This is a genomic window from Mitsuaria sp. 7 (assembly GCF_001653795.1).
Classification (GTDB): domain Bacteria; phylum Pseudomonadota; class Gammaproteobacteria; order Burkholderiales; family Burkholderiaceae_C; genus Roseateles.
The window spans coordinates 5,467,004-5,489,373 of record NZ_CP011514.1 but is presented as its reverse complement, the minus strand read 5'-3'; the positions used below and the strand labels follow the sequence as shown (position 1 = coordinate 5,489,373).

General features: G+C 68.2%; 19 protein-coding genes. 9 read left to right on the top strand and 10 right to left on the bottom strand.

The features are described 5' to 3' along the window. Positions 1-8: 8 nt before the first annotated feature. Positions 9-1,853, bottom strand: coding sequence for an ABC transporter substrate-binding protein (locus ABE85_RS24115; RefSeq protein WP_067280831.1), 1,845 nt, complete (start codon positions 1,851-1,853; stop codon positions 9-11). Between the two features lie 323 nt (positions 1,854-2,176). On the opposite strand from ABE85_RS24115, the gene ABE85_RS24110 reads away from it, so the two are divergent. The 9 genes from ABE85_RS24110 to ABE85_RS24070 all read left to right on the top strand — a co-directional run bounded on the left by ABE85_RS24110 (position 2,177) and on the right by ABE85_RS24070 (position 11,092). Continuing rightward, positions 2,177-3,115: an ABC transporter permease gene (locus ABE85_RS24110; protein WP_067280828.1), complete on the top strand. Its 939-nt coding sequence runs from the start codon at positions 2,177-2,179 to the stop codon at positions 3,113-3,115. After that, on the top strand, positions 3,112-4,164 hold the full coding sequence (locus ABE85_RS24105) for an ABC transporter permease (protein WP_067280824.1): 1,053 nt from the start codon (positions 3,112-3,114) through the stop codon (positions 4,162-4,164). Before ABE85_RS24110 ends, ABE85_RS24105 begins: the two co-directional genes overlap by 4 nt. A 4-nt stretch (positions 4,165-4,168) precedes the next feature. Continuing rightward, on the top strand, positions 4,169-5,863 hold the full coding sequence (locus ABE85_RS24100; protein WP_067280821.1) for an ABC transporter ATP-binding protein: 1,695 nt from the start codon (positions 4,169-4,171) through the stop codon (positions 5,861-5,863). Positions 5,864-6,010: 147 nt separating this feature from the next. Then, positions 6,011-6,634, top strand: coding sequence for a lipopolysaccharide transport periplasmic protein LptA (lptA, locus tag ABE85_RS24095; RefSeq protein WP_067280818.1), 624 nt, complete (start codon positions 6,011-6,013; stop codon positions 6,632-6,634). Next, a complete protein-coding gene (gene lptB, locus ABE85_RS24090; RefSeq protein WP_067280815.1) occupies positions 6,631-7,398 on the top strand; it encodes an LPS export ABC transporter ATP-binding protein in 768 nt (255 codons plus the stop codon). The genes lptA and lptB overlap by 4 nt, the downstream gene beginning before the upstream one ends. Before the next feature lie 15 nt (positions 7,399-7,413). Beyond that, positions 7,414-8,937 carry an RNA polymerase factor sigma-54 gene (locus tag ABE85_RS24085; protein ID WP_067280812.1) on the top strand — a complete coding sequence of 508 codons (1,524 nt, stop codon included), beginning with the start codon at positions 7,414-7,416 and terminating at the stop codon, positions 8,935-8,937. Positions 8,938-9,171: 234 nt separating this feature from the next. Next, a complete protein-coding gene (locus ABE85_RS24080) occupies positions 9,172-10,458 on the top strand; it encodes a class I SAM-dependent RNA methyltransferase (RefSeq protein WP_067280809.1) in 1,287 nt (428 codons plus the stop codon). A gap of 47 nt (positions 10,459-10,505) precedes the next feature. Next, entirely contained in the window at positions 10,506-10,790 is a 285-nt protein-coding gene (locus ABE85_RS24075) for a type II toxin-antitoxin system ParD family antitoxin (protein WP_157522857.1), read from the top strand. Next, on the top strand, positions 10,787-11,092 hold the full coding sequence (locus ABE85_RS24070) for a type II toxin-antitoxin system RelE/ParE family toxin (RefSeq protein WP_067280808.1): 306 nt from the start codon (positions 10,787-10,789) through the stop codon (positions 11,090-11,092). Before ABE85_RS24075 ends, ABE85_RS24070 begins: the two co-directional genes overlap by 4 nt. 252 nt (positions 11,093-11,344) lie before the next feature. Here the strand turns inward: ABE85_RS24070 and ABE85_RS24065 are convergent, their stop codons facing one another. From ABE85_RS24065 to ABE85_RS24025, 9 genes are all read right to left on the bottom strand, one after another. After that, complete coding sequence (locus tag ABE85_RS24065; protein WP_067280806.1) at positions 11,345-12,076, bottom strand: 16S rRNA (uracil(1498)-N(3))-methyltransferase; 732 nt, start codon at positions 12,074-12,076, stop codon at positions 11,345-11,347. Positions 12,077-12,091: 15 nt separating this feature from the next. Further along, a complete protein-coding gene (locus ABE85_RS24060; RefSeq protein WP_067280803.1) occupies positions 12,092-12,649 on the bottom strand; it encodes an NADPH-dependent FMN reductase in 558 nt (185 codons plus the stop codon). Positions 12,650-12,702: 53 nt separating this feature from the next. Further along, a complete protein-coding gene (locus tag ABE85_RS24055; protein WP_067280800.1) occupies positions 12,703-13,251 on the bottom strand; it encodes a hypothetical protein in 549 nt (182 codons plus the stop codon). A gap of 87 nt (positions 13,252-13,338) precedes the next feature. Then, positions 13,339-15,012, bottom strand: a complete 1,674-nt coding sequence (locus ABE85_RS24050) for a long-chain-fatty-acid--CoA ligase (protein WP_067280796.1) — start codon at positions 15,010-15,012, stop codon at positions 13,339-13,341. Between the two features lie 137 nt (positions 15,013-15,149). Next, positions 15,150-17,249, bottom strand: a complete 2,100-nt coding sequence (locus ABE85_RS24045) for a sensor histidine kinase (protein ID WP_157522854.1) — start codon at positions 17,247-17,249, stop codon at positions 15,150-15,152. Between the two features lie 126 nt (positions 17,250-17,375). After that, positions 17,376-19,085, bottom strand: coding sequence for an Ig-like domain-containing protein (locus ABE85_RS24040; RefSeq protein WP_157522851.1), 1,710 nt, complete (start codon positions 19,083-19,085; stop codon positions 17,376-17,378). A 239-nt stretch (positions 19,086-19,324) separates the two neighbouring features. Continuing rightward, positions 19,325-20,746 carry an NAD(P)(+) transhydrogenase (Re/Si-specific) subunit beta gene (locus ABE85_RS24035; RefSeq protein WP_067280785.1) on the bottom strand — a complete coding sequence of 474 codons (1,422 nt, stop codon included), beginning with the start codon at positions 20,744-20,746 and terminating at the stop codon, positions 19,325-19,327. Between the two features lie 4 nt (positions 20,747-20,750). After that, a complete protein-coding gene (locus ABE85_RS24030; protein ID WP_067280782.1) occupies positions 20,751-21,110 on the bottom strand; it encodes an NAD(P) transhydrogenase subunit alpha in 360 nt (119 codons plus the stop codon). A gap of 69 nt (positions 21,111-21,179) precedes the next feature. Beyond that, positions 21,180-22,298: a Re/Si-specific NAD(P)(+) transhydrogenase subunit alpha gene (locus ABE85_RS24025; protein ID WP_067280777.1), complete on the bottom strand. Its 1,119-nt coding sequence runs from the start codon at positions 22,296-22,298 to the stop codon at positions 21,180-21,182. Positions 22,299-22,370: the final 72 nt, after the last annotated feature.

Below are 22,370 nucleotides of genomic sequence, written 5' to 3'. Positions count from 1 at the left end.
TCAGGGCTTCAGGGCTTCTTCACGTGGGCCTTGGCCAACGCGTCGGTGTCGATGTCGACGAAGGTATAGAAGTCGCGCTGGTAGAGGTTCTTGTCGTAGCCGATCACCCAGGGCTGCGTCATGTCCGTGAAGATGCGGTGCACGTGCACCTTGTAGGGCATGTACGCGATCAGCAGGCGCTGGGCCTTGTCCATCACGGCCAGGCGCTCGGCGCCGTCGGGCATGCCGTGCTGCTGGCGGTACAGCGCGTTGTACTCCGGCAGGTCGAAGCGGGCCTTGTTGGACTGGCCCTTGCTGCCGACGTAGCCCAGGCCGAGGAAGTTCTCGCCGTCGGGCACGTCCGCGCTCCAGCCCATGCCCCACATCTGCAGCTTGCCGGCGTTGGCGGACTTCAGGTTCTCAGGCCACTTCGCGATCTTGAAGCGGATGCGCACGTTGATCGCATCCATGTTCTTCTGCCAGAGCTCGGCCAGCTGGCGGTTCTGGCCGTCGGGCTGCGTCGCGTACTCCAGCACCAGCGGACTGCCGTCGGGCAGGTCGCGCCAGCCGTCGCCGTCCTTGTCGACATAACCGTAGACGTCCAGCAGCGCCTTGGCGCGCGCGCGGTCGAACTGGCTCATCTCGGACTTGAAGCCCTTGTCGTAGCCGGTCACGCCCGGCGAGATGATCCCCTGCGCCGGGATCGCCTGGCCGCGGCGCGGCAGGCGGATCTCCTGGTCCAGGTCCACGCCGAGCGCGATCGCGCGACGCAGCGCGATCTTCTCCGGCGTGTAGCCGCCGACGACCGGATCTTCCATGTTGAAGAAGGAGATCGCGACGTCCGCGCGCTCGTAGCGCACGGCCTTCACGCCGTCCTTCACCAGGTTGGGCGCGAGCTTGTTCTGCGGCATGCCGACCGGCGCGAACTCCGCCGGCAGGTCGTCCAGCAGATCGAATTCCTTGCGCAGGAAGGACAGCCAGCGCGGCTGGCTTTCCTCGATCACGGCGATCTCGACGCGGTCGATCAGCGGCAGCTTGCGTCCCTGCAGGCGACGCACCGCATCGGCCAGCTCGGGCTTCGCGCTGGCGACGTCCTCGTGATAGCGCTCGTCGCGATACGTGGGATTCTTCTCCAGCACGATGCGCGACGAACGGCGCCACTCGCCCAGCTTCCACGCGCCGGTGCCCACCGGGTGCTCCATGATCCGGTCGCCGTAGAACTCGACCACCTCGCGCGCCACGATGCCCACCATCGGGTCGGCGAAGTGCAGCAGCATGCGCGGATCGCTGTTGGCCACGCGCATCTCGACCGTGTAGCGGTCCAGCGCGCGCAGGCCGTCGACGGGGCGGTCGTAGTCGAACGGCGTCTTGTTCTTCAGCGCCTCGGCGCGCACCTCGGACAGGCCGAGGATCTTCGCGCCTTCGAAGCGGTACAGATGGCCGCTCTTCACGCGCGGGTCGTAGTGGCGCTTGATCGTGTAGATCAGGTCGTCGGCGACGAGTTCGCGCGGCTTGCCCTTGAACGCCGGATCGTCGCTGAACAGCACGCCGCGCTTGAGCCTGAACACGAAGCGGCGCGCGTCGTCGCTGACCTCGGGCATGCCGTCGGTGACCGCGGGCTCGAGGCGGTAGGGGCGGCCCAGATAGCTGTAGCGCAGCGGCGCGTCGAAGATGCCCGCGGTGATGTTGCGCGAATACAGGTCGGTGACCTGCGCCGGGTCGAAGCCGGTCTCCGCCACGCGGATCGCGTAGCGCAGCACCTTGGGAGCGGCCGGCGTGGAATCGTCGGCGGCCTCGGCGCGATCGGTGATCGCGGTGAGGGATGCCGAAAGTAAGAGCGCCAGGAACCCCGTCCTGGCCAAGCCGCGTCGCATCAAGATGCCGTCCTCGAATCCGAAAGCGCGTCAGTCTAGTGGGCGATGTCCGCGCCCGCCATGCCAACAACCCCGAGAGCCTGAAGGCATGTCCAGGCAGGGGCGCATTGCGGATGGACACCGCTGCTTCCACGAGGGGCCGTCATCAGTTTTCTTCGATGGATTCAGGGCAAATGCCGGTGCGTCGCCTGCAAGGGCTCACGTAGACTCGCGCGTGATTTTTCGATCCGCAGGCCCCGGCCGTCACAAGCGTCCGGGGTTTGTCTTTTCGGTCGCCGGGTTCGATGACGGGCCAGGCGGCGCTTGCTTGGAGTTCCGCGCGTATGGCGGCCTATCTCATCAGGCGCCTGTGGCAAATGATCCCCACCTTGCTGGGTGTCGTGCTGCTGGTGTTCTTCCTCTTCAAATGGTTCGGCGGTGATCCCGCCGAAGTGCTGGGCGGCCTGAACGCCAGCCAGGACCAGATCGAGGCCATCCGCGACCAGCTCGGGCTGAACAAGCCGGTGTGGGAACAGCTGCTGATCTTCCTGCAGCAGATCGTCACCTTCGACTGGGGCAAGAGCTGGGCGACCAACGAGTCCGTGGCCAACCTCTTCGCCACGCGCATGCCCGCCACGCTGACGGTGATGCTGCCCATCCTCGTGCTGGAAGTCATCCTCGCGATCCCGTTCGCGCTGGCCGTGGCCTACATGCGCGGCAGCCTGACGGACCGCGCGGTGATGATCCTCACGACGGTCGCGGTGTCCATCTCGCTGCTGGTCTACGTGATCGTCGCGCAGTACTTCTTCGCCTTCCGGCTGGGCTGGTTCCCGGTGCAGGGCTGGAGCGACTCGTTGTGGACCAACCTCACGACCTACGCGCCGCTGCCGGTGCTGGTCGCGGTGGCGGTCGCGCTGTCGCCGTACACGCGGCTGTACCGCACCTTCTTCCTCGACGAGATCGGCCACGAGTACGTGCGCACCGCGCGCGCCAAGGGCATGACCGAGAAGACCATCCTGCTCAAGCACGTGCTGCGCAACGCGATGATCCCCATCATGACCAACATCTCCGTGGCGCTGCCCGGCGTGTTCGTCGGCTCCTTCCTGCTGGAGGTCTTCTTCTCCATCCCGGGCCTGGGCCGCGAGATCCTGCTCGCGGTGAACCGCAACGACTATCCGGTCATCCAGGCCTTCGCGATCTACATCGCGGCGCTGACCATGGTGGTCAACCTGGTCACCGACCTTCTCTACAAGCTCGTCGATCCGCGGGTGGTCCTCAAATGAGCGCAGTGCTGCCCACCCCCACCGCGGCCGTGAAGCCCCAGCGCTCGCGCGGCGTCTGGTACGCCTCGTGGCGCCGCCTGAAGTCCGACAAGCTCGGCATGTTCGCGATGGTCGTCGTCGCCTTGTCGCTGCTGCTGGTGCTGGCCGCCGGCCTGGGCCTGGTGGCCCGCGACTGGCAGAAGGAGACCGGCGTGCCCAACGCGCCGCCGACCTTCGTCGGTCCCGCGCCGGCCGAGAGCGCCGGCGCCATCGCGCAACCGAAGGGGCCGAACGTCGACCTGAGCGACATCGACCCGCTCGCGCCCAAGTACGCCGAGTGGACCGAGAAGGCCAAGCAGTACAAGACCGACGAGGCGCCGCGCGCCGAGACGCTGCCCTTCGGCGGCGACCGACTGGGCCGCGACGTGCTGGCCAAGGCCATCAAGGGCGCGGAGATCTCCATCATGGTCGGCGTGCTGGCCGCGCTGGTGGCCACGCTCATCGGCACCGTGCTGGGCGCGCTGTCGGGCTTCTACGGCGGCAAGGTCGGCGACGTCCTGGAGTGGGTCTACAACGTCTTCACGGCGATGCCCAACATCCTGCTGATCTTCGCCTTCGCGGTGGTCTTCGGCCGCGGCGTGCTGCCGGTGGTGATGATCCTGGGCCTCGCAGGCTGGACCGGCATCTACCGGCTCGTGCGCGCCGAGTTCATGAAGCACTCCGTGCGCGAATACGTCCGCAGCGCCGAGGCCATCGGCGCGAGCAAGAGCTCGCGCATGTTCAAGCACATCCTGCCCAACGTCTCGCACGTCGCGCTGGTGCAGCTCTCGCTGCACGTGGTGGGCTTCATCAAGAGCGAGGTCATCCTGTCCTACCTGGGCCTGGGCGTCAGCGTGGACCAGGTCTCCTGGGGCACGATGCTGGCCGAGGCGCAGAGCGAGCTGATCCTGGGCTACTGGTGGCAGCTGGCCGCGGTGACCGGCTTCATGGCGGTGTTCGTCACGGCCTTCGCCCTCTTTACGGATGCGCTGCGCGACGCGCTCGATCCCAAACTGCGCGGTCTGGAGTAACGCCATGCTGTTGAGCATTCAAGACCTCAAGGTCGCCTTCCGCATGGGCAAGGTCGACGGCGTCATGCAGCGCCAGCTGGCCGTCAAGGGCGTCAGCTTCGACATCCCGGAGAACGGCACCGTGGCGCTGGTGGGCGAGTCCGGTTCGGGCAAGAGCGTGACGGCCATGTCCATCCTCAACCTGCTGCCCGACAACGCCGAGCGCACCGGCGCGATCCTGTTCCAGGGCCGCGACCTGCTGAAGACCTCGCTGCGCGAACTGCAGTCGGTGCGCGGGCGCGAGATCGCCTGCGTGTTCCAGGATCCGATGAGCTCGCTGAACCCGGTGTTCCCGGTCGCGGACCAGATCATGGAGCCGCTGATCAAGCACCTGGGCATGAGCCGGCGCCAGGCGCTGGTGCGCGCCGAGGAGCTGCTCAACGAGGTCGGCATCCCCGACCCGAAGCGCCGCCTGAAGAGCTATCCGCACGAGATGTCCGGCGGCCAGCAGCAGCGCGTGATGATCGCGGTGGCGCTGGCCTGCAGCCCCAAGCTGCTGATCGCCGACGAGCCGACGACGGCGCTCGACGTGACCATCCAGCGCCAGGTGATGGAGCTGCTCGCGCGCCTCAAGGAGTCGCACAAGATGAGCATGCTGTTCATCTCGCACGACCTCGGCGTGGTGGGCGAGATCGCCGACCAGGTCGTCGTCATGCGTCATGGCGAGATCCGCGAGAAGGCGCCGGTGGCGGACATCTTCCACCACCCGAAGGACTCCTACACGAAGGCGCTGCTGGCCTGCCGGCCGTCGCTGACCGAGAACCCCGCACGACTGATGGTCATCGACGACCACATCGCCGGCCGCTCCGTGTCCGAAGGCACCGGCAAGGCGAAGGATCCGGACGCGCCGGTGATCCTCGAGGTCAAGGGACTGAAGAAGAGCTTCTTCTTCAAGTCCGGCCTCTTCAGCAAGACCGAGTTCAAGGCCGTCAAGGGCGTCGACTTCCAGCTGCGCAAGGGCCACACGCTGGGCGTGGTGGGCGAGTCCGGCTCCGGCAAGACGACGATGGGCCTCACGCTGCTGCGGCTGCACGAGCCCACCGGCGGGCAGGTGCTCTTCGAGGGCCAGGACCTGCTGAAGATGAACGGACCGGACTGGCAGAAGATGCGCCGCCGGATCCAGGTCGTCTTCCAGAATCCGTATGCCTCGCTGAACCCGCGCTTCACGATCTCGCAGACCCTGCTGGAGCCGATGGAGATCCACGGCATCGGCAACAGTCACGACGAGCGCGTGGCCACGGCCAGCGCGCTGCTGAAGAAGGTCGGCCTCGACGAGTCGGCGCTGCACAAGTACCCGCACGAGTTCTCCGGCGGCCAGCGCCAGCGCATCGCGATCGCGCGCTGCCTGACGCTGCAGCCGGAAGTCCTGGTGCTCGACGAAGCGGTGTCGGCGCTGGACGTCTCGGTGCAGGCCCAGGTGCTGAACCTGTTGAAAGACCTGCAGGACGAATTCGGCCTGAGCTACATCTTCATCAGCCATGACCTGGCGGTGGTGAAGTTCATCTCCGACGAAGTACTGGTCATGCAGCACGGCGACGTCGTCGAGCAGGCGGATGCGCGAGCGCTGCTCGCGGCTCCGAAGCAGGAGTACACGAAGCGGCTGCTGGGCGCCGTTCCCCGTGGGTACCAGGGTAAGGAGCCCACAGCGAGCGTTGCCTGAGGCGACCGGGCGGGGGCCCGATGCACCAAAACCGAACTTTCCACAAGCGCGAAGACTAGGCCCCTCGCTCACGCGGGAAGAGCGCCTGCTCGTTCTCCCAGCGATGGCTAGAATGGCCAGCAAGTTTTGTGCCGTCAGGATCCCCCCATGTCGCTTCGCCACCCTCTGCTGTTGTCGACCGCGCTCGCGCTGGCCCTGGCCGCGCCTTTGTCGCAGGCCGCCAAGGACGACCGTGGCAGGCCGCTGAATCTGGTCTTCGACCGTGAAGGCGCGATCGACAAGGTCAAGCAGCGGTCCGAGTTCAACGGCAACGTGATCATGACCAAGGGCTCGATGGAGCTGCGCGCCGACCGCATGGACGTGCAGGAGACCAGCGACGGCTACTACCAGGCCTACGCCAACGGGACGTCCGCCAAGCAGGTGCACTTCCGCCAGGATCGTGACACCCCCGGCGAGCGCATCGAAGGCCGCGCCGACCAGATCGAGTACGACACCCGCACCGAGACCATCCGCCTGGTCGGCAACGCCGAGGCGCGGGTGATGCAGGGCGACCAGTTGAAGCAGGCGCTGTCCGGCGCCACGCTGAACTACGACAACCGCACCGAGCGGCTGATCGTCGAGACCGGCGCCGGTTCCCCGCATCCGAGCGGCCGCGGCCGCGTCGTGCTGATGCCGCGCAACAGTGCCAGCGAACCGCCGCCGGCCAGCAGCGCGCCGCTGCCCTTGCGCCCCAGCATCAACCTCGCTCCTCGCCAGTCCCCCCAGCAATGACGGAAGCCCGCACGAATCCCTCCCGGAGCCGCCTCCAGGCCTGGGGGCTGCAGAAGTCTTACGGCGTCAGGAAGGTGGTGAAGGATGTCCACCTCGACCTGCACAGCGGGGAAGTGATCGGTCTGCTCGGCCCGAACGGTGCCGGCAAGACGACGAGCTTCTACATGATCGTGGGCCTGGTCCGCGCCGATGCCGGCGAGATCCAGATCGACGGCCAGCCCGTGCAGACCATGCCCATCCACCAGCGCGCGCGCATGGGGCTGAGCTACCTGCCGCAGGAGGCCTCGATTTTCCGCAAGCTCAACGTCGAGGAGAACATCCGCGCCGTGCTGGAGCTGCAGCTCGACGACAAGGGCAAGGCCTGGCCCTCGGCGCGCATCGACGCGGAGTTGGACAAGCTGCTCAACGAGCTGTCGATCGAGAAGCTGCGCGACACGCCCGCGCCGGCGCTGTCCGGCGGTGAGCGCCGTCGCGTCGAGATCGCCCGCGCGCTGGCCACGCAGCCGCGCTTCATCCTGCTGGACGAGCCCTTCGCCGGCGTCGACCCGATCGCGGTGCTGGAGATCCAGCGGATCATCCGTTTCCTGAAGCAGCGCGGCATCGGCGTGCTGATCACCGACCACAACGTGCGCGAGACGCTGGGCATCTGCGACCGCGCCTACATCATCAGCGAAGGGGCGGTGCTCGCCGAAGGCACGCCCCAGCACATCGTCGAGCATCAGGACGTGCGCAGGGTCTACCTCGGCGAACACTTCAAGATGTAAGGGCCGGGAGTCGACATGAGGCCGACGCTACAGGTACGCCTGTCCCAGCATCTTGCGCTGACGCCTCAGCTGCAGCAGTCCATCCGTCTGTTGCAGTTGTCGACGCTGGAGCTCCACCAGGAGGTGGAGCAGATGCTCGCGAGCAACCCGCTGCTGGAGACCGACGAGGAATTCGACGCGCCGCTGCCGACCGCGACGCAGGAGCGCATGACCGAGCGTGAGGAACGCGAGGAGCGCGTCGCGCAGACCGAGTCGGACGCGCCCGCCGGGGACACGCCCGCGGGTGAAGAGATGCGGGCCGAGGAGTTCGGCACCACCGAGCGCGACGACTGGGAGAACGGCACCGAGCGCGATGACTTCGACGGCATCCGCGAGACGCCGGGGAGCGCGTCGTCCTCCTCCGGGGACGACGACGAGCGGCCGGATACCGAATCGCCCGATGAGTCGCTGCAGGACGTGCTGCGTGGGCAGATCCCGGGGATGAACCTGAGCGCGGTCGACCGCGCGGCGCTGCTGGCGCTGATCGAATCGCTCAACGAGGACGGGTATCTCGAGGATCCGCTCGAGGAGATCATCGCCGCGATCCTCGGCGAGGACGCCGATCTGGAGCAGCGCGAGGATCTGCTCGACCGCTTCAAGGTCGCGCTCAAGTGGCTGCAGTCGATGGAGCCGGCCGGGGTCGGCGCGCGCGATCTCGGCGAGTGTCTGGAGCTGCAGCTGCGCACGCTGCCGCGCTCGCCCGAGCAGGCGCTCGCGATCGTGATCTGCCGTCGGCATCTGGACCTGCTCGCCAAGCGCGACTGGCGTCGGCTGATGTCGCTGACCGGCGCCGATGAAGAGCTGCTGCGCGACGCGCAATCGCTGATCGCCGGGTTGGAGCCCAAGCCCGGCCGACGTTATGCGCGCAGCGAGAACCGGCCCGTCATCCCCGATGTGATCGTGCAGAAGGCGGGCCGCAACTTCCGCGTCTCCATCAATCCGGATGTGCTGCCCAAGCTGCGCATCAACGATCTGTATGCGCAGGCGTTGCGCGCGACGCGCGGCGGCGTCAGCAACTCGCCGCTGGGCGGGCAGCTGCAGGAGGCGCGCTGGTTCATCAAGAACATCCAGCAGCGCTTCGACACGATCCAGCGTGTGAGCGAGGCGATCGTGGAGCGCCAGCGCGGCTTCTTCACGCATGGCGAACTGGCGATGAAGCCGCTCGTGCTGCGCGAGATCGCCGACGAGCTGGGCTTGCATGAATCGACGATCTCGCGCGTCACGACCGCCAAGTACATGGCGACGCCGTGGGGGACGTTCGAGCTGAAGTACTTCTTCGGGTCCAGCCTGTCGACCGAGGCCGGCGGGAATGCGTCGAGCACGGCGGTCCGCGCGCTGATCAAGCAGTTCATCGCGGCGGAGAACACGACGAGCCCGCTGTCGGACAGCCAGCTCTCGACGATGCTCGGCGAGCAGGGCATCACCGTCGCCCGACGCACCGTCGCGAAGTACCGCGAGGCGCTCAAGCTCGCGCCGGCGAATCTGCGCAAGTCGCGCTGACGCCGTACTTCCACCGCCGCTGGCCCTCACCCCTGCCCTCTCCCGCAAGCGGGAGAGGGAGCCACCCCAGTGCTTCTGCTTCGAATGGCTCGGTGCATTCTCACTCCCTCTCCCGCTTGCGGGAGAGGGTGGGGGTGAGGGCCAGCAGCGCTTCGATCAGCCAGGCCGACGGTGGGACAATCTGCTGCTTGATCCTCCCGGGCGCCGCGGCGTCCGCTTCACGCTGCACGCACGATGTCCGACTCCGCCTATCACCTGTTCCTGCCCTGCGCCGCCGGCGTCGAAGACTGGCTGGAGGCGGAGGTGCGCGACATCCTCGGCCCGGACGAGTGCCTGCAAGGCCCGAAGGCCTTCCGCGGCGGCGTGGGCCTGTACGGCACGCTCGCGGCGGTGATGCGGCTGAACCTGCACAGCCGGCTCACGCAGCGCGTGCTGATCGAGGTCGCGCGCGAGCAGTACCGCCACGAGGACGACATCTACGCGATCGCGCGCACCGTCGACTGGACGCGCTGGATCACGCCGCAGCAGACGCTGCGCGTCGATACGACCGCGCAGCGCTCGCCGCTGCACAGCCTGAATTTCGCGACGCTGCGGGTGAAGGACGCCGTCTGCGACATCCTGCGCGACGCGACCGGCGAGCGGCCCAGCGTCGACACGCGTTGGCCCGATCTGCCGCTGCAGCTGCATCTGACCGAAGACCTGGCGACGGTCTACGTCGACAGTTCGGGCGAGTCGCTGTTCAAGCGCGGCTGGCGCGAGGACAAGGGCGATGCGCCGCTGAAGGAGACACTGGCTGCGGCGATGCTCGCTGCGGCGGGCTGGAAGGGCACGCGCGAAGCCGGCGGCGCGCTGCACGATCCGTGCTGCGGCTCGGGCACGATCCTGGTCGAAGCGGCGACCATCGCCTGCAACATCGCGCCGGGCATCCAGCGGCGATTCGCGTTCGAGAAGCTGAAGCCGTTCCAGTCGTTGCTGCCGGTATGGCGCACGATCAAGGAAGAGGCACGCGCTGCTGAGCGTCCATCGGCAGTGCCGATCTTCGCGAGCGATGTGTCGTTCCGGATGGTCGACTTCGCGCGGCGCAATGCCGAGCGCGCCGGCGTGGCGCAGTACATCCAGTTCAACGGCGGTGACGCGCTTGAGCGTCCGGCGCCAGCGCTGCCCGACGACATGCCCGGCACGCTCATGCTGAACCCGCCTTACGGCGAGCGGATCGAGGTCCGCGGCAAGGCCGGCACGCAGCGCATGGACGGCGGCGCGCTGTCCGAAGAGCGCGATGCGGGCGACGACTTCTTCCCGCGTCTCTCCGCGCATTGGAAGCGCGCGTACACGCAGCATCCGGCGGGATGGACCGCGTGGCTGCTGTGCCCGGAAATGAAGCTGCCGAGCAAGATGCGACTCAAGGAATCGCGCCGCATCCCGATGTGGAACGGACCGATCGAGTGCCGGCTCTTCAAGTTCGATCTCGTCGCAGGATCGGCTCGCAAGCAGAACGCCGGCAACACTGACTCCGACGAGTAACTCCGACTAAGGTGGGCCCCCTTGGTGGGGATCGGCCTCCCCCGTCGATGCGATTTCTTTTCGAGGGAATGACCGAGATGATTCACGCAGATCTGGGACCCGAATTGGAGGCCATCGTGCTGAATCTGATTGAGAGCGGAAAGTATTCGTCGCGCACGCAGGTGCTGCGCGAGAGTGAGGAACTGAAGGGTTGGCGGGAAGCGAAGTTGCGCGCGCTGGATGATGAGCTCGCGCGTCGGCTGGCGTCACCACGCGATCAGTACATCCCCTTCGAGGACGCTCGCAAGACCATCCTCGCCGGCCTCGATCCCGAAGGCGACTTCAAAGCATGAAGGTGTGCCTCCACGTGGAGGCGCAGTCGGATCTCCTGTCGATACGCAAGTACATCGCCGCGAGGAATCAGCGACGGGCTAGTAGCTTCGTCCGCGAGCTGCTCGACAAGATCGAGGGGCTGGCCCAAATGGGCGATTCATTCCCGGTGATTGCCCGCTATGCCCGCTCAGGACTCCGCCGTCGGATCCACGGCAACTATCAAATCATCTATCGCGTGTTCGAAGAGGAGAACACCGTAGACGTGCTCTACGTCCTCCATACATCGAGGGACAACGTTGCGTTCCTCGCTGCATGGGAGTGATTGCTTCGAAGAAGGGAGAACCTCGTGCCAAACCCGAAAGATTGGGAAACTCCGCTCGTCTGTCCGGGCGTCTACCCAGACGCGTTCAAGGGGCAGCGACTCGATGGCCTGCTTCAACAGCAGGCCGAGTTGGAGGCCTTCAAAGCCATGCTCGATAAGGGCATCGAAGACTCAAAGAACGGGCTTGGTCGCCCCGCCAACGAGTTCTTCGACGAGCTTCTGGCCGAATTCGCAGGCGGCCCGAACAGGCCCTCAGGCCTCGCTGAGAGCCAGCCAGCCGAGCACTGCGAGCGGAGCGGTGTCAGCGCGCAAGATCCTCGGACCGAGCTTCGCAGCGCTGAATCCGCGTGAGCGGGCGGACTGTTCCTCGGCCTCGCTGAGGCCGCCTTCGGGGCCGCTGAGGACCGTGATGCGCTGCGCATCGGTCGATGACGACGTCAGTGCCGACAAGGGCTGCGCGGCCACCGGGCTCAGCAGCCAGCGCTGCTCGTCGGCATCGGCGGGAAGCTCCGAGAGCCACGCCGCCAGCGTCTTCACCGGCGCAACCTGCAAGGGCTTGGCGCGTCCACACTGCTCGGCGGCCGCGATCGCGACGCCTTGCCAGTGCGCGCGCTTCTTGTCCGCGCGCTCGCCGTTGAGGCGCAGCACGGAGCGCTCGCTCATCAGCGGTTGGATCGCCACTGCGCCGAGCTCGCAGGCCTTCTCCACGATGCCGTCCATCCGGTCGTTGGCCGGCATCACGACAGCCAGCGTCACCGCACGCTTGAGCTCGCGATCGACCGCCTGACGCGACTTCAGCGCGACGCGGACCTCGCTGCGCCCCATCGCCGTGACCGCCGCGGTCCACTCGTCCCCGCTGCCGTCGAACAAGGTGACCTCGTCCCCCGGCTGCAGCCGCAGCACCTGCACATGGCGCGCCGCCCCGGAGGGCAGCGCCAATTCAGCGTCGAGCCCCGCCGCACCCAGCGGCTGCTCGACAAACAACCTCGCCGCCAACGTTCACCCCTTGTGCTTGCCCACCCAGGCCGCGAAGGTCGTCAGGACCTTGCGCAGGAAGGCTTCCGTCTCCGGCTTCGCGAAGCTGCCGTCGTCCTTGAACATGTCGGCCGCGCCGCCAAGGTAGACCTCCGGCGACGGCAGCAGCGGCGTGTTCAGGCAGGCCAGCACCTGGCGCAGATGGTGGTTCGCGCCGAAGCCGCCCAGCGCGCCCGGCGACAAGGTGAACACCGCCGCCGGCTTGCCGTCGAAGGCGCTCTGGCCGTACGGCCGCGATCCCACGTCCAGCGCATTCTTCAGCGCGCCGGGGATGGAGCGGTTGTATTCGGGGCTCACGAAGAGCACCGCGTCGGCGGACTTCACCGCATTGCGGAATTCGACCCACGCCGCCGGCGGCTCGGCCGCGTCGTCCTCGTTGTAGAAGGGCAGCGCGCCGATCTCGACGATCTCGAGCTTCAGCTCAGCAGGGGCGATGTTGGCCAGCGCGAGGGCCAGCTTGCGGTTGAACGACGCCTTGCGCAGGCTGCCGACCAGCACCGCAACACGGTAGGACGTGGACATGGAGGGGCTCCCAACAATGGAAGGACCGCCTCCAGGAGGTCAGGCGGTCCGGTTCAGTTGAAGCCCAGTGTCGCACGCAGTTCGTGCGCCGCGGCGTCGCCCTTGGCCGCGCGCACGCGGTCGATGATGTCCAGCGCCAGCGTCGTCAGCTGACCCATGTCGGCACACTGCTCGACTTCCAGCGCGATCTTGTAGCCCTTCAGCAGCCCCTGCTGCTTGGCGAAGGTGCTCAGCGCCGTGTACAGCTCCTGGTAGGGCAGCGACGAGGTCGGCGCGCCCGCCAGCCGCGACGGCGCGGGCCGCGAGGCCGAGGCCCCGCTCATGCGCGACGACGGCGCACCCGATCCCATCGGGGTCGCGATCGACGACGGCCCCATGGGCCGCGACAGCGGCGCGCCGGCGGTCACCTTGACGAGTTGATGCTGCACCAGCAGTTCGAGATCGGTGGCCGCGGCGCCTTGCACCACCCCCACCCAATCGCCGCCGGTCTTGCTGGCGTCGATCACCAGCAGCAGGTTGCGGGCCACCCGCGCTTGCACCAGCGCGCGCGACTTGATTTCCGCCCTCCCGGCCTCTGTTTTTTCGTAGCGTTCTTCGAGCACGGCCTTGCCTCCTCCTCAGGAGGGCGAACTTTAGGGTGTCAAGGGCGGGTTTCGCCCAAGTGCAATCCCTAAAACTGCTACCGACTGCTACTTCTTGTCGCGCAATTCACGACGCAGCACCTTGCCCACTGGCGTTTTTGGCAGTTCGGTCCGGAACTCGATGATCCGGGGGCGCTTGTAGCCGGTGAGGTTGGCCTCGCAGAAGGCCTTCACGTCGGCTTCGGTCAGCGCCGGGTTGCGGCGCACGATCACGACCTTCACCGCCTCGCCGGCCTTCTCGTCGGGCACGCCGACCGCGGCGCATTCGGCCACGCCCGGCATCTGGGTCAGCACGTCCTCGATCTCGTTCGGATAGACGTTGAAACCGCTGACCAGGATCATGTCCTTCTTGCGGTCGACGATCCGGAAGAAGCCGCGCTCGTCCACCGTGCCGATGTCGCCGGTGCGGAAGTAACCGTCGGACGTCATGACCTTGGCGGTCTCGTCCGGCCGCTGCCAGTAGCCCGCCATCACCTGCGGGCCGCGGATCGCGATCTCGCCGGCGCTGCCGGACGGCACTTCGTTGCCGTCGTCGTCGAGCAGCGTCACCTCGGTGCCGGACAGCGGCAGACCGATCGAGCCGGTGTAGGCCGTGCTGTCCGTCGGGTTGCAGCACGCGACCGGCGAGGTCTCCGACAGGCCGTAGCCTTCGACGATCGGGCAGCCGGTCTTCTCCAGCCACAGCCGCGCCGTCGCCTGCTGCACGGCCATGCCGCCTCCGACCGAGATCACCAGGCCGCTCCAGTCCACGGTGTTGAACTGCGCGTGGTTGGCCATCGCCATGAAGAGCGTGTTGACCGCCGGCAGGCTGTGGATCTTGTGGCGGCTGAGTTCCTTGAACACCGCGGGCAGGTCGCGCGGATTGGGGATCAGCACGTTGCAGCCGCCCACGCGCATCGACAGCATCAGGTTGGTCGTGAAACCGAAGATGTGATACAGCGGCAGCGCGCAGACGCTCATCAGCTGCTCATCGGCGGGCTTCTTCTTCAGCGCGGGCTGGTACCAGGCCTCGCACTGCAGCGTGTTGGCCACCAGGTTGCGATGCAGCAGCACCGCGCCCTTGGAGACGCCGGTCGTGCCGCCGGTGTACTGCAGCACCGCGATGTCGTTGGGACCGACCGTCGGACGCTTGTAGGCCTGTCCGCGGCCCTTGGCGACCGCGTCGTTGAAGCGCACCGCCGAGGGCAGCTCGAACGGCGGCACCAGCTTCTTGACCTTGCGCACGACGTAGTTGACGACCATGCCCTTGGCGAAGCCGAGCATGTCGCCCATCGCCGCCAGGACGATGTGCTTGGTCGGCACGTTCGCGAGCACCTGCTGCAGCGTGGCGGCGAAGTTCTCGACGATGACGATCGCCTTCGCGCCGGCGTCCTTGAGCTGGTGCTCCAGCTCGCGCGGCGTGTACAGCGGATTGACGTTGACCACGACGAAGCCGGCGCGCAGCACCGCCGCGACGGCCACCGGATATTGCGGCATGTTGGGCATCATGATCGCGACGCGATCGCCCTTCTCCAGACCCAGGCCCTGCAGGTACGCGGCGAACGCGCGCGAGGCCTCGTCGATCTGCGCGAAGCTGATCGACTTGCCCAGCATCTTGTACGCGGGGCGTTCCGGGAACTGCTTGAACGCCGCTTCCATCAGCTCGACGAGCGAGGGATAGACGTCCGCATCGATCTCGGCAGGCACTCCCGCCGGATAGTGCTTCAGCCAGTTCTTCTCCATTGTTCTGTCTCCAAGGTACGGCGCGGATTCTCGCCGATCGCCATCGGCGCCCCATCAGGGGATTCGATAGACCGCACAAAGTGGAGAGATGACTCCAGAACGCATCGGAAGCGCAGAGGGAACGCGCCGGGAACGTGTCAGGGCGCGATGCGCAGCGGCAACCACAGCAGCAGTTCGGTGCCGCCCTCGACCGGCGCCTCTTCCGGCGCGCGCCAGTCGATGTCGGCCGAGATCCGCTCGGCGCGGCGGCGCATGCCGCGCAGGCCGTTGCCCTGGCGCAGGTCGGGCGCCATGCCGCGCCCGTTGTCGACGATGGACAGCAAGACCTGCCCCCGCGCCTCGTCCACGCGCGTCGAGAAGCGGACCCGCGTGGCACCGGCATGGTGGATGACGTTGCTGAGCGCCTCCTGCACGATGCGGATCAACTCGCGGCCGCCGGTGCCGCGCAGGGTCGGCAGCAGCGGGATGTCGGTCAGTTGCCAGTCGAGCTCGAGGCCGGCGTCCTGCAGCCGCGGCGCCATCCGGTGCCGCAGGTTGGCGAGCAGCAGCGTGAGGTCCCCGTCCGTGACGGCGAGCGCGTCGACGGTCAGGCGCATCTCGCGGATGCACTCGTCGAGCAGGCCGACCAGCGACTGCGAACTCACGCCGCGCTCCGCGCACAACCGCGCGGTCACGAGCTGCGAGCCCAGGCCGTCGTGCATCTCCTGCAGCAGGCGCTCGCGTTCCTGCGCGGCGGTGCGCTGACGCTCGCTGTCCTGCAGGTCCTCCCAGCGATCCTGCAGCTCGCGCGTGCGCGCATCGAGCGCCTGTTCGAGCCGGATGCGCGCCATCGCCTCGTCGCGCAGCGAACCGACGAAGCGCCGCTGCAGCGCCACGCCGGCGATCGCGATCAGCACGGCGTGCCCGACGACGTTGATGTCGACCACGCTCATCTGTCTGGACAGCACCAGCGCGAACCAGCTCACATAGAGCCAGACCCAGGCCGACAAGGCCACCGCACAGGCGCCGACCAGATGGGCGCCGCGCTCGGACGCCAGCGCGGCGCGGGCGGCCAGCACGGCGGCGGCGCCTAGCACGACCGCGCGGCTGCCGAGCGCCCACCACGGCCAGGGGTGATGGAAATCGGTCCAGCTCCAGCCCAGGAAGGCGGCGGCGCCGTCGATCACGGTGCCCAGCACCAGGTAGGCGACGGCCATCTTCTCCGACCAGCGCGCGCCGCTCCCCGAGAGTCGCGCGACCAGGAACAGCAGCCCCGCCTTCGACAGCACGTCGGCCAGGTCCAGCGTCACCCGCCACCATGGCGCGGGGAACAGCGCCCCGTTGAGCAGGTAGGGCGACAGCAGCAGCGCGGTGCACAGGCAGAACAGGCCGGTGACGCCGTACAGCCATTCCTGGCGCAGCGCGAGCCAGACCATCAGCATGAAGGCGCCGATCACGAGGCCGGCCAGCGCCGTCGTGACGCGGATCACCTGCCAGAAGCGGCGCCCCTCCTGCAGCGCGCGGATCTGCGTGGACGGGCCCAGCAGCGGCGCGGACAGTCCCGCGCCTTCGAAGCCCGGACGCGCCAGTCGCAGGCTGAGCCGATGCTCGCCGGCCGGCAGCATAGCCGGCGGGATGCTGACCTGCAGGCGGCGGCCCGCGAGCAGCAGGCCGCGCTGCGCGAGGTCGTCCTCGTCCTCCGCCGCATAACCGCTGCCGGGACTGGAGGTCGCGATGAGCTGGCCGTCCAGGAAGACCGTCGCCGCGGGCCGATGCTGGATCACCAGCCAGTACGGCGCCTCGGCGGGCCGGTCCAGCCGGAAATCGAGCGCGAACCAGAGCGGCCCCGGCGCGTCGGTGTCGTGGATCTGGACGGGGAGCGCGACCACGTGGCCCGGCGCGAGGGGCACGGTGGGCGTGCTGGGCATGGTCGACGGCAGCGGCGTCGGGGTGGCCGTCGGATTCATCGGCCGGGACGCGAGGGCGGACGCGGCGGGTCCGGGCGAGTCCGGGGCGGCTGGCAGGCGCGCGCCCGGCAACGCGCCGGGCACCTGCGCAGGATCGCGGGCATCGCCCTGGAGCAGCCGCGCCTCGCTCAGGCGCAGCACCTGGGCAGGCGTCGCCGTGCCGTACTGCTGGGAGAACAGATGGACGGCGACCAGCAGCAGCAGCGGCAGCGCCACCAGCAGCGCGAGCCGCTGGATGGACACCGTCGCCGTTGCCGGACGGGCCTCCATCGATCGGGTGAAAACCGCCAAGTCGCCCCCACGCAGCACATGAACGGGAACGGCCGGCTCCCCAAGGGGCCGGCCGCGGCAGATGCTAGGTCATCGAAGGTCTGAGCGACACCTCGGACCTAGGGGGCGCGGGCCCGGGAGCGAGCGTCACACGTGGAAAACGCCGGTGCCCAGGGAGGGGTCGTAGATGAAGTCCACGACGGTGTGCGGCCCGAGATTGCCCGCTTCATCCCGCTGCTCCACGCCCACCCGCGACAACTGCTGCCCGCCCGACGGATCGAGGCCCAGCGCGGACATCGGAATGCTGTCGCCGCTGCCGACGTTGGCGATGTGGCTGATGCCGTTGCTGAAGGTCCAGGTGGCGCCCGGCTCGAGGCCGACGACCTTCAGGTTCAGGTCGCCGGAGATCTTGTCGGTGCGGCTGCTGCCGTTGTCGTTGGTCAGTTCGAGGCTGAGTTTGGCCGGCGGCGTGTTGTCGATGGTCAGTTCGCGGGCCAGGGTGCTCTGATTGCCCGCCGCGTCGGTGTCGCGCACCTCCAGCCGGTAATGGCCCTCCTGCGACAGGTCGAGGCTTCCCGGGGATTTCCATTCGCCCCCATTGACCCGGTAGTCGAGGGAGAAGTCGGCGTTGGTCGAGCGCGAGGCGTTGCGCCAGTTCCCCGGGTATTCGGTGCCGATGGCGATCGCGTCGGGCGAGATCCGCGGCGGCGTCAGATCGACGGCCACCGGGATCTCGGCGGCCTGGCCGACGTTGCCCGCCAGGTCGGTCTGCCGCAACGCCAAAGCGTGCGCACCATCGCTGTTGAACACCGTGGCCGGGAGTTGATGGCTGTCCAGGGGTGCCCATTCCCTGCCATCGATCCGGTACGCCAGCAGGGCGCCGTCCTCGATCCCCTGGACCGCCACGACATCCGCCGCGCCCAAGGCCGGCTTGCCGGCCGGCATCGCCCAGTGCGGGGCGTCCGGCGCCGTCCGGTCGAGCTGGAACGACAGATCGGCGACGGCGCCCTCATGGCCCTGCGCGTCGACCTGCCTGACCTGCAGATGCTTCGCCCCGTCGGCGCCGAACAGCGCCTCCGGCAACTGCGCGTCGCCGCCGTGCGGGGTCCAGGTCTTGCCCCCGTCCAGGCTGATCTCGATCGTCGCTCCCGCCTCCAGGCCCGAGACGTTCACCGAGCCCGAGGAGGTGATGTGGTCCTGGGCGCTGACCCCGGTGTCGGAGGCGAGCGCCAGCGTCGGCGCGACCGGCACATGGACAGGCGGGGGTTGATCCGTGCCGCCAGGCTGCGCGGGCGGCTGATGATCGGTGCCCGTGGGCTGCGCGGGGTCGGGGTTCGACGGGCCGGCGTTCGTGGGTCCCGGGTCCTGCTGTTGAGGCTGCCCCGTGTGGGACTGGTCCGGCGGCGGGTGGTCCGCCGAGGGCTGATCCGCACCCGGCTTCGATGCGCCCGGGTCCGGCTTCTGTTCCGGCACGAGGGGATCCGACTTGGGATGATCGGTGTTCGGCGGATCGATCACGCCGATGGGCTTCGAGGCGGCCAGGGAAGGCGCGGAAGACGCGCCCGCCAGACCCGCCGCGCCGCCGATGCCGAGCAGACCGAGACCCGCGGCCAGCATCGCGGACGCGTGGTCGCGGTGAGGCTCGTCACTGGCGGAGGCGGCGGCGGGGAGTTCCCCGGCCGGACCGGCGCTGGCTTCCGTTGCTGCGGCAACGTCCGGGTTCGCCGCGACACCCGGACTGGCCGCGATGTCCGATGGGCTGGCCGCGGGCGTCTCCGGTGGGGCGCTGCCGGACTCGGCGGCAGCCGCCTGGTCCCCACGTTCATCCTCGTCAGGGCGGGCAGGTCGTTTGTGCACCTCTGCCAGAGGAATGCCATTCGAAGGGAGCGGCGCAGGCGCGCCAGACAACAGGATTGGGTTGGCGGACATCTTGGACACAGCAAAGAGAAGGATCGCCCAGTCTCTTCGTGTCAGCCGCGGTCCGCATCAGCCTTGATTTGCTGTCGATGACGACCGCTTCCACCCAAGTCGGTAGGCCATCTACCGATAAAGCTGGAAGATGACCGCGAACGCGCGCGGTCCGCCCAGCAAATAGGCTATTCGACAGCCTTCAGCATGTCTTCGACAACCTTCTTTGCATCACCGAAGACCATCATGGTCTTGTCCATGTAGAACAGCTCGTTGTCCAGGCCCGCGTAGCCCGCCGCCATCGACCGCTTGTTGACGATGATGGTTCGCGCCTTGTACGCCTCGAGGATGGGCATGCCGAAGATCGGACTGCCCTTCTGCAGCGCCGCCGGGTTCACCACGTCGTTCGCGCCGAGGATGATCGCGACGTCGGTCTGCCCGAACTCGGCGTTGATGTCCTCCATCTCGTGCACCTGGTCGTAGGGCACCTCGGCCTCGGCGAGCAGCACGTTCATGTGGCCCGGCATGCGGCCGGCGACCGGGTGGATCGCGTAGCGGACGGTCACGCCCTTGTCGATCAGCTTCTGCGCCAGCTCCTTCACCGCGTGCTGCGCGCGGGCCACCGCCAGGCCGTAGCCGGGGACGATGATCACGCTCTCCGCGTTGCCGAGGATGAAGGCGGCGTCGTCCGCGCTGCCGCTCTTGACGTTGCGCTGCTGCGTGGTCACGGCGGCCGCGCCGGCCTCCGCGCCGAAGCCGCCCAGGATCACGTTGAAGAACGAGCGGTTCATCGCCTTGCACATGATGTAGCTCAGGATCGCGCCCGAGCTGCCCACCAGCGATCCCGCGATGATCAGCATGCTGTTGTTGAGCGAGAAGCCGATGCCCGCCGCCGCCCAGCCCGAGTAGCTGTTGAGCATGGACACGACCACCGGCATGTCGGCGCCGCCGATCGGGATGATCAGCAGCACGCCGAGCGCGAAGCCCAGCAGCGCGACGAGGATGAAGTCCGTCGAACTCTGCGAATGCCAGAAGCCGAAGAGGAAGAACGCGGCGGCCAGGCCGAGGATCGCGTTCAGCCAGTGCTGGCCGGGGAAGGTCACGGGCGCGCCCTGGAACAGCCGGAACTTGTACTTGCCGCTGAGCTTGCCGAAGGCGATCACCGAGCCCGAGAAGGTCACCGCGCCGATGAAGCAGCCGAGCGCGAGCTCGATGCGGTTGCCGCCGGGGATGGGCTCGCCGCGCGGCGCGATGGCGAAGGCGTGCGGCTCCACGACCGCGGCGCCGGCGATGCACACGGCGGCCAGGCCGATCATGCTGTGCATGAAGGCGACCAGCTCCGGCATCTTGGTCATCTCGACGCGCTGCGCCATGACCGCGCCGATGCCGCCGCCGATGACCAGGCCGCCGAGCACGTAGCCCAGGCCCAGCGTCTGTCCGCCGGCGAGCTTGAGGATGAGCGCGCCGGTCGTGAGCACGGCGATGGTCATGCCGACCATGCCGAAGAGGTTGCCGCGGATGGAGGTCGTCGGATGCGACAGCCCCTTCAACGCCTGGATGAAGCAGACGCTCGCGATCAGGTACAGCAGGGTGACCAGGTTCATCGACATGGCATCAGCCCTTCGTCGCGTTGTTGCCGGCCCCGTCGCCCTTGCCCGTGCCCTTGCCCTCGGCGGGGACCTTGCGCTCCTTCTTCTTGAACATCTCCAGCATCCGCCGCGTGACGAGGAAACCGCCGAAGACGTTGACCGCCGCGAGCGCGACGGCGAAGGTGCCCAGGCCCTTGCCGAGCGTGGTCTCGGTGAGCGCGGCCGCGAGCATCGCGCCGACGATGACGATGGCGGAGATCGCGTTCGTCACGGCCATCAGCGGCGTGTGCAGCGCGGGCGTGACGGTCCAGACGACGTGGTAGCCGACGTAGATGGCCAGCACGAAGATCGTCAGGTTGATCAGGGTGGGGGAGACGGCGTCCATGCGGAGAGCTCCTTCCAGGGGAACAGGGGAACAGGGGAACAGGGAAACGGGGGATCGAGGATCCGGGGGTCAGGCCTTGCGCAACACCTGGCCCTCGTGCGCGACGAGGCAGGCGGTCACGATGTCGTCGTCGGCCGGCAGCGCGAAGCCGCCCTCCTTCGTCAGCACCAGCTTGAGGAAGTCCAGCAGGTTGCGCGCGTAGAGCGAGGACGAGTCCGCCGCGACCAGCGCCGGCAGGTTGGTCTCGCCGACCAGCGTGACGCCGTGCTTGCGGACCGTCCGGCCGGGCTCGGTGAGCGGGCAGTTGCCGCCGGCGGGCGCGGCGATGTCGACGATCACGGAGCCGGGCTTCATCGCGCGGACCATCTCCTCGGTGACCAGCACCGGCGCGGGGCGGCCGGGGATCAGCGCGGTGGTGATGACGACGTCGGCCTGCGCCACGCGCTTGGCGACCTCGACCTGCTGGCGCTGCAGCCAGCTCGTCGGCATCGGGCGCGCGTAGCCGCCGACACCGACGGCGGCCTCGCGTTCCTCGTCGGTCTCGTAGGGCACGTCGATGAACTTGGCGCCCAGCGACTCGACCTGTTCCTTGACGGCGGGCCGCACGTCCGACGCCTCGATCACCGCGCCCAGCCGCTTGGCCGTCGCGATCGCCTGCAGGCCGGCGACACCGACCCCGAGCACGACGACTCGCGCGGCCTTGATCGTGCCGGCGGCGGTCATCAGCATCGGGAACAGGCGCTGGTAGTGGAACGCGCCCAGCATCACGGCCTTGTAGCCGGCGATGTTGGCCTGGCTGGACAGCACATCCATGCTCTGCGCGCGGGAGGTCCGCGGCGCGGCCTCCAGCGCGAAGGCGGTGAGGCGGGCCCCGGCCAGGCGTTCGAGGCCGTCGCGGTCGAACGGATTCAGCATGCCGACCAGCACCGCGCCGGGCTTGAACAGCGGGAGTTCGCCGGGATCCGGCGACCGGACCTTGAGCACCAGGTCGGCGCCGAAGGCGGCCTCCCGGCCGACGATCTCCGCGCCCGCGGCGGCGTAGGCCTCGTCGGTGGCGCTGGCGTTCAGGCCCGCGCCTTGCTCCACGCGCAGCACATGGCCCTGCGCGACGAGCTTCTTGACGGTTTCCGGCGTCGCGGCGACGCGCGTCTCTCCCGCCGCAGTTTCCAGCGGCACACCGATCAGCATCTGGAGGTCCTCCGTCCGATTCAGGGTCCGGGCGAGCTTAACGGGGGACCGCCCTGGGCGAGGCTCGCCCGC

Excerpts from the sequence above, each read along its gene's own strand:
- lptA (WP_067280818.1), top strand. The coding sequence starts at position 6,011 with ATGTCGCTTCGCCACCCTCTGCTGTTGTCGACCGCGCTCGCGCTGGCC.
- ABE85_RS24075 (WP_157522857.1), top strand. The coding sequence starts at position 10,506 with ATGCGATTTCTTTTCGAGGGAATGACCGAGATGATTCACGCAGATCTG.
- ABE85_RS24100 (WP_067280821.1), top strand. The coding sequence starts at position 4,169 with ATGCTGTTGAGCATTCAAGACCTCAAGGTCGCCTTCCGCATGGGCAAG.
- ABE85_RS24060 (WP_067280803.1), bottom strand. The coding sequence starts at position 12,649 with ATGTCCACGTCCTACCGTGTTGCGGTGCTGGTCGGCAGCCTGCGCAAG.
- ABE85_RS24030 (WP_067280782.1), bottom strand. The coding sequence starts at position 21,110 with ATGGACGCCGTCTCCCCCACCCTGATCAACCTGACGATCTTCGTGCTG.
- ABE85_RS24080 (WP_067280809.1), top strand. The coding sequence starts at position 9,172 with ATGTCCGACTCCGCCTATCACCTGTTCCTGCCCTGCGCCGCCGGCGTC.
- ABE85_RS24050 (WP_067280796.1), bottom strand. The coding sequence starts at position 15,012 with ATGGAGAAGAACTGGCTGAAGCACTATCCGGCGGGAGTGCCTGCCGAG.
- ABE85_RS24035 (WP_067280785.1), bottom strand. The coding sequence starts at position 20,746 with ATGTCGATGAACCTGGTCACCCTGCTGTACCTGATCGCGAGCGTCTGC.
- ABE85_RS24070 (WP_067280808.1), top strand. The coding sequence starts at position 10,787 with ATGAAGGTGTGCCTCCACGTGGAGGCGCAGTCGGATCTCCTGTCGATA.
- ABE85_RS24110 (WP_067280828.1), top strand. The coding sequence starts at position 2,177 with ATGGCGGCCTATCTCATCAGGCGCCTGTGGCAAATGATCCCCACCTTG.
- ABE85_RS24115 (WP_067280831.1), bottom strand. The coding sequence starts at position 1,853 with ATGCGACGCGGCTTGGCCAGGACGGGGTTCCTGGCGCTCTTACTTTCG.
- ABE85_RS24105 (WP_067280824.1), top strand. The coding sequence starts at position 3,112 with ATGAGCGCAGTGCTGCCCACCCCCACCGCGGCCGTGAAGCCCCAGCGC.
- ABE85_RS24025 (WP_067280777.1), bottom strand. The coding sequence starts at position 22,298 with ATGCTGATCGGTGTGCCGCTGGAAACTGCGGCGGGAGAGACGCGCGTC.
- lptB (WP_067280815.1), top strand. The coding sequence starts at position 6,631 with ATGACGGAAGCCCGCACGAATCCCTCCCGGAGCCGCCTCCAGGCCTGG.
- ABE85_RS24085 (WP_067280812.1), top strand. The coding sequence starts at position 7,414 with ATGAGGCCGACGCTACAGGTACGCCTGTCCCAGCATCTTGCGCTGACG.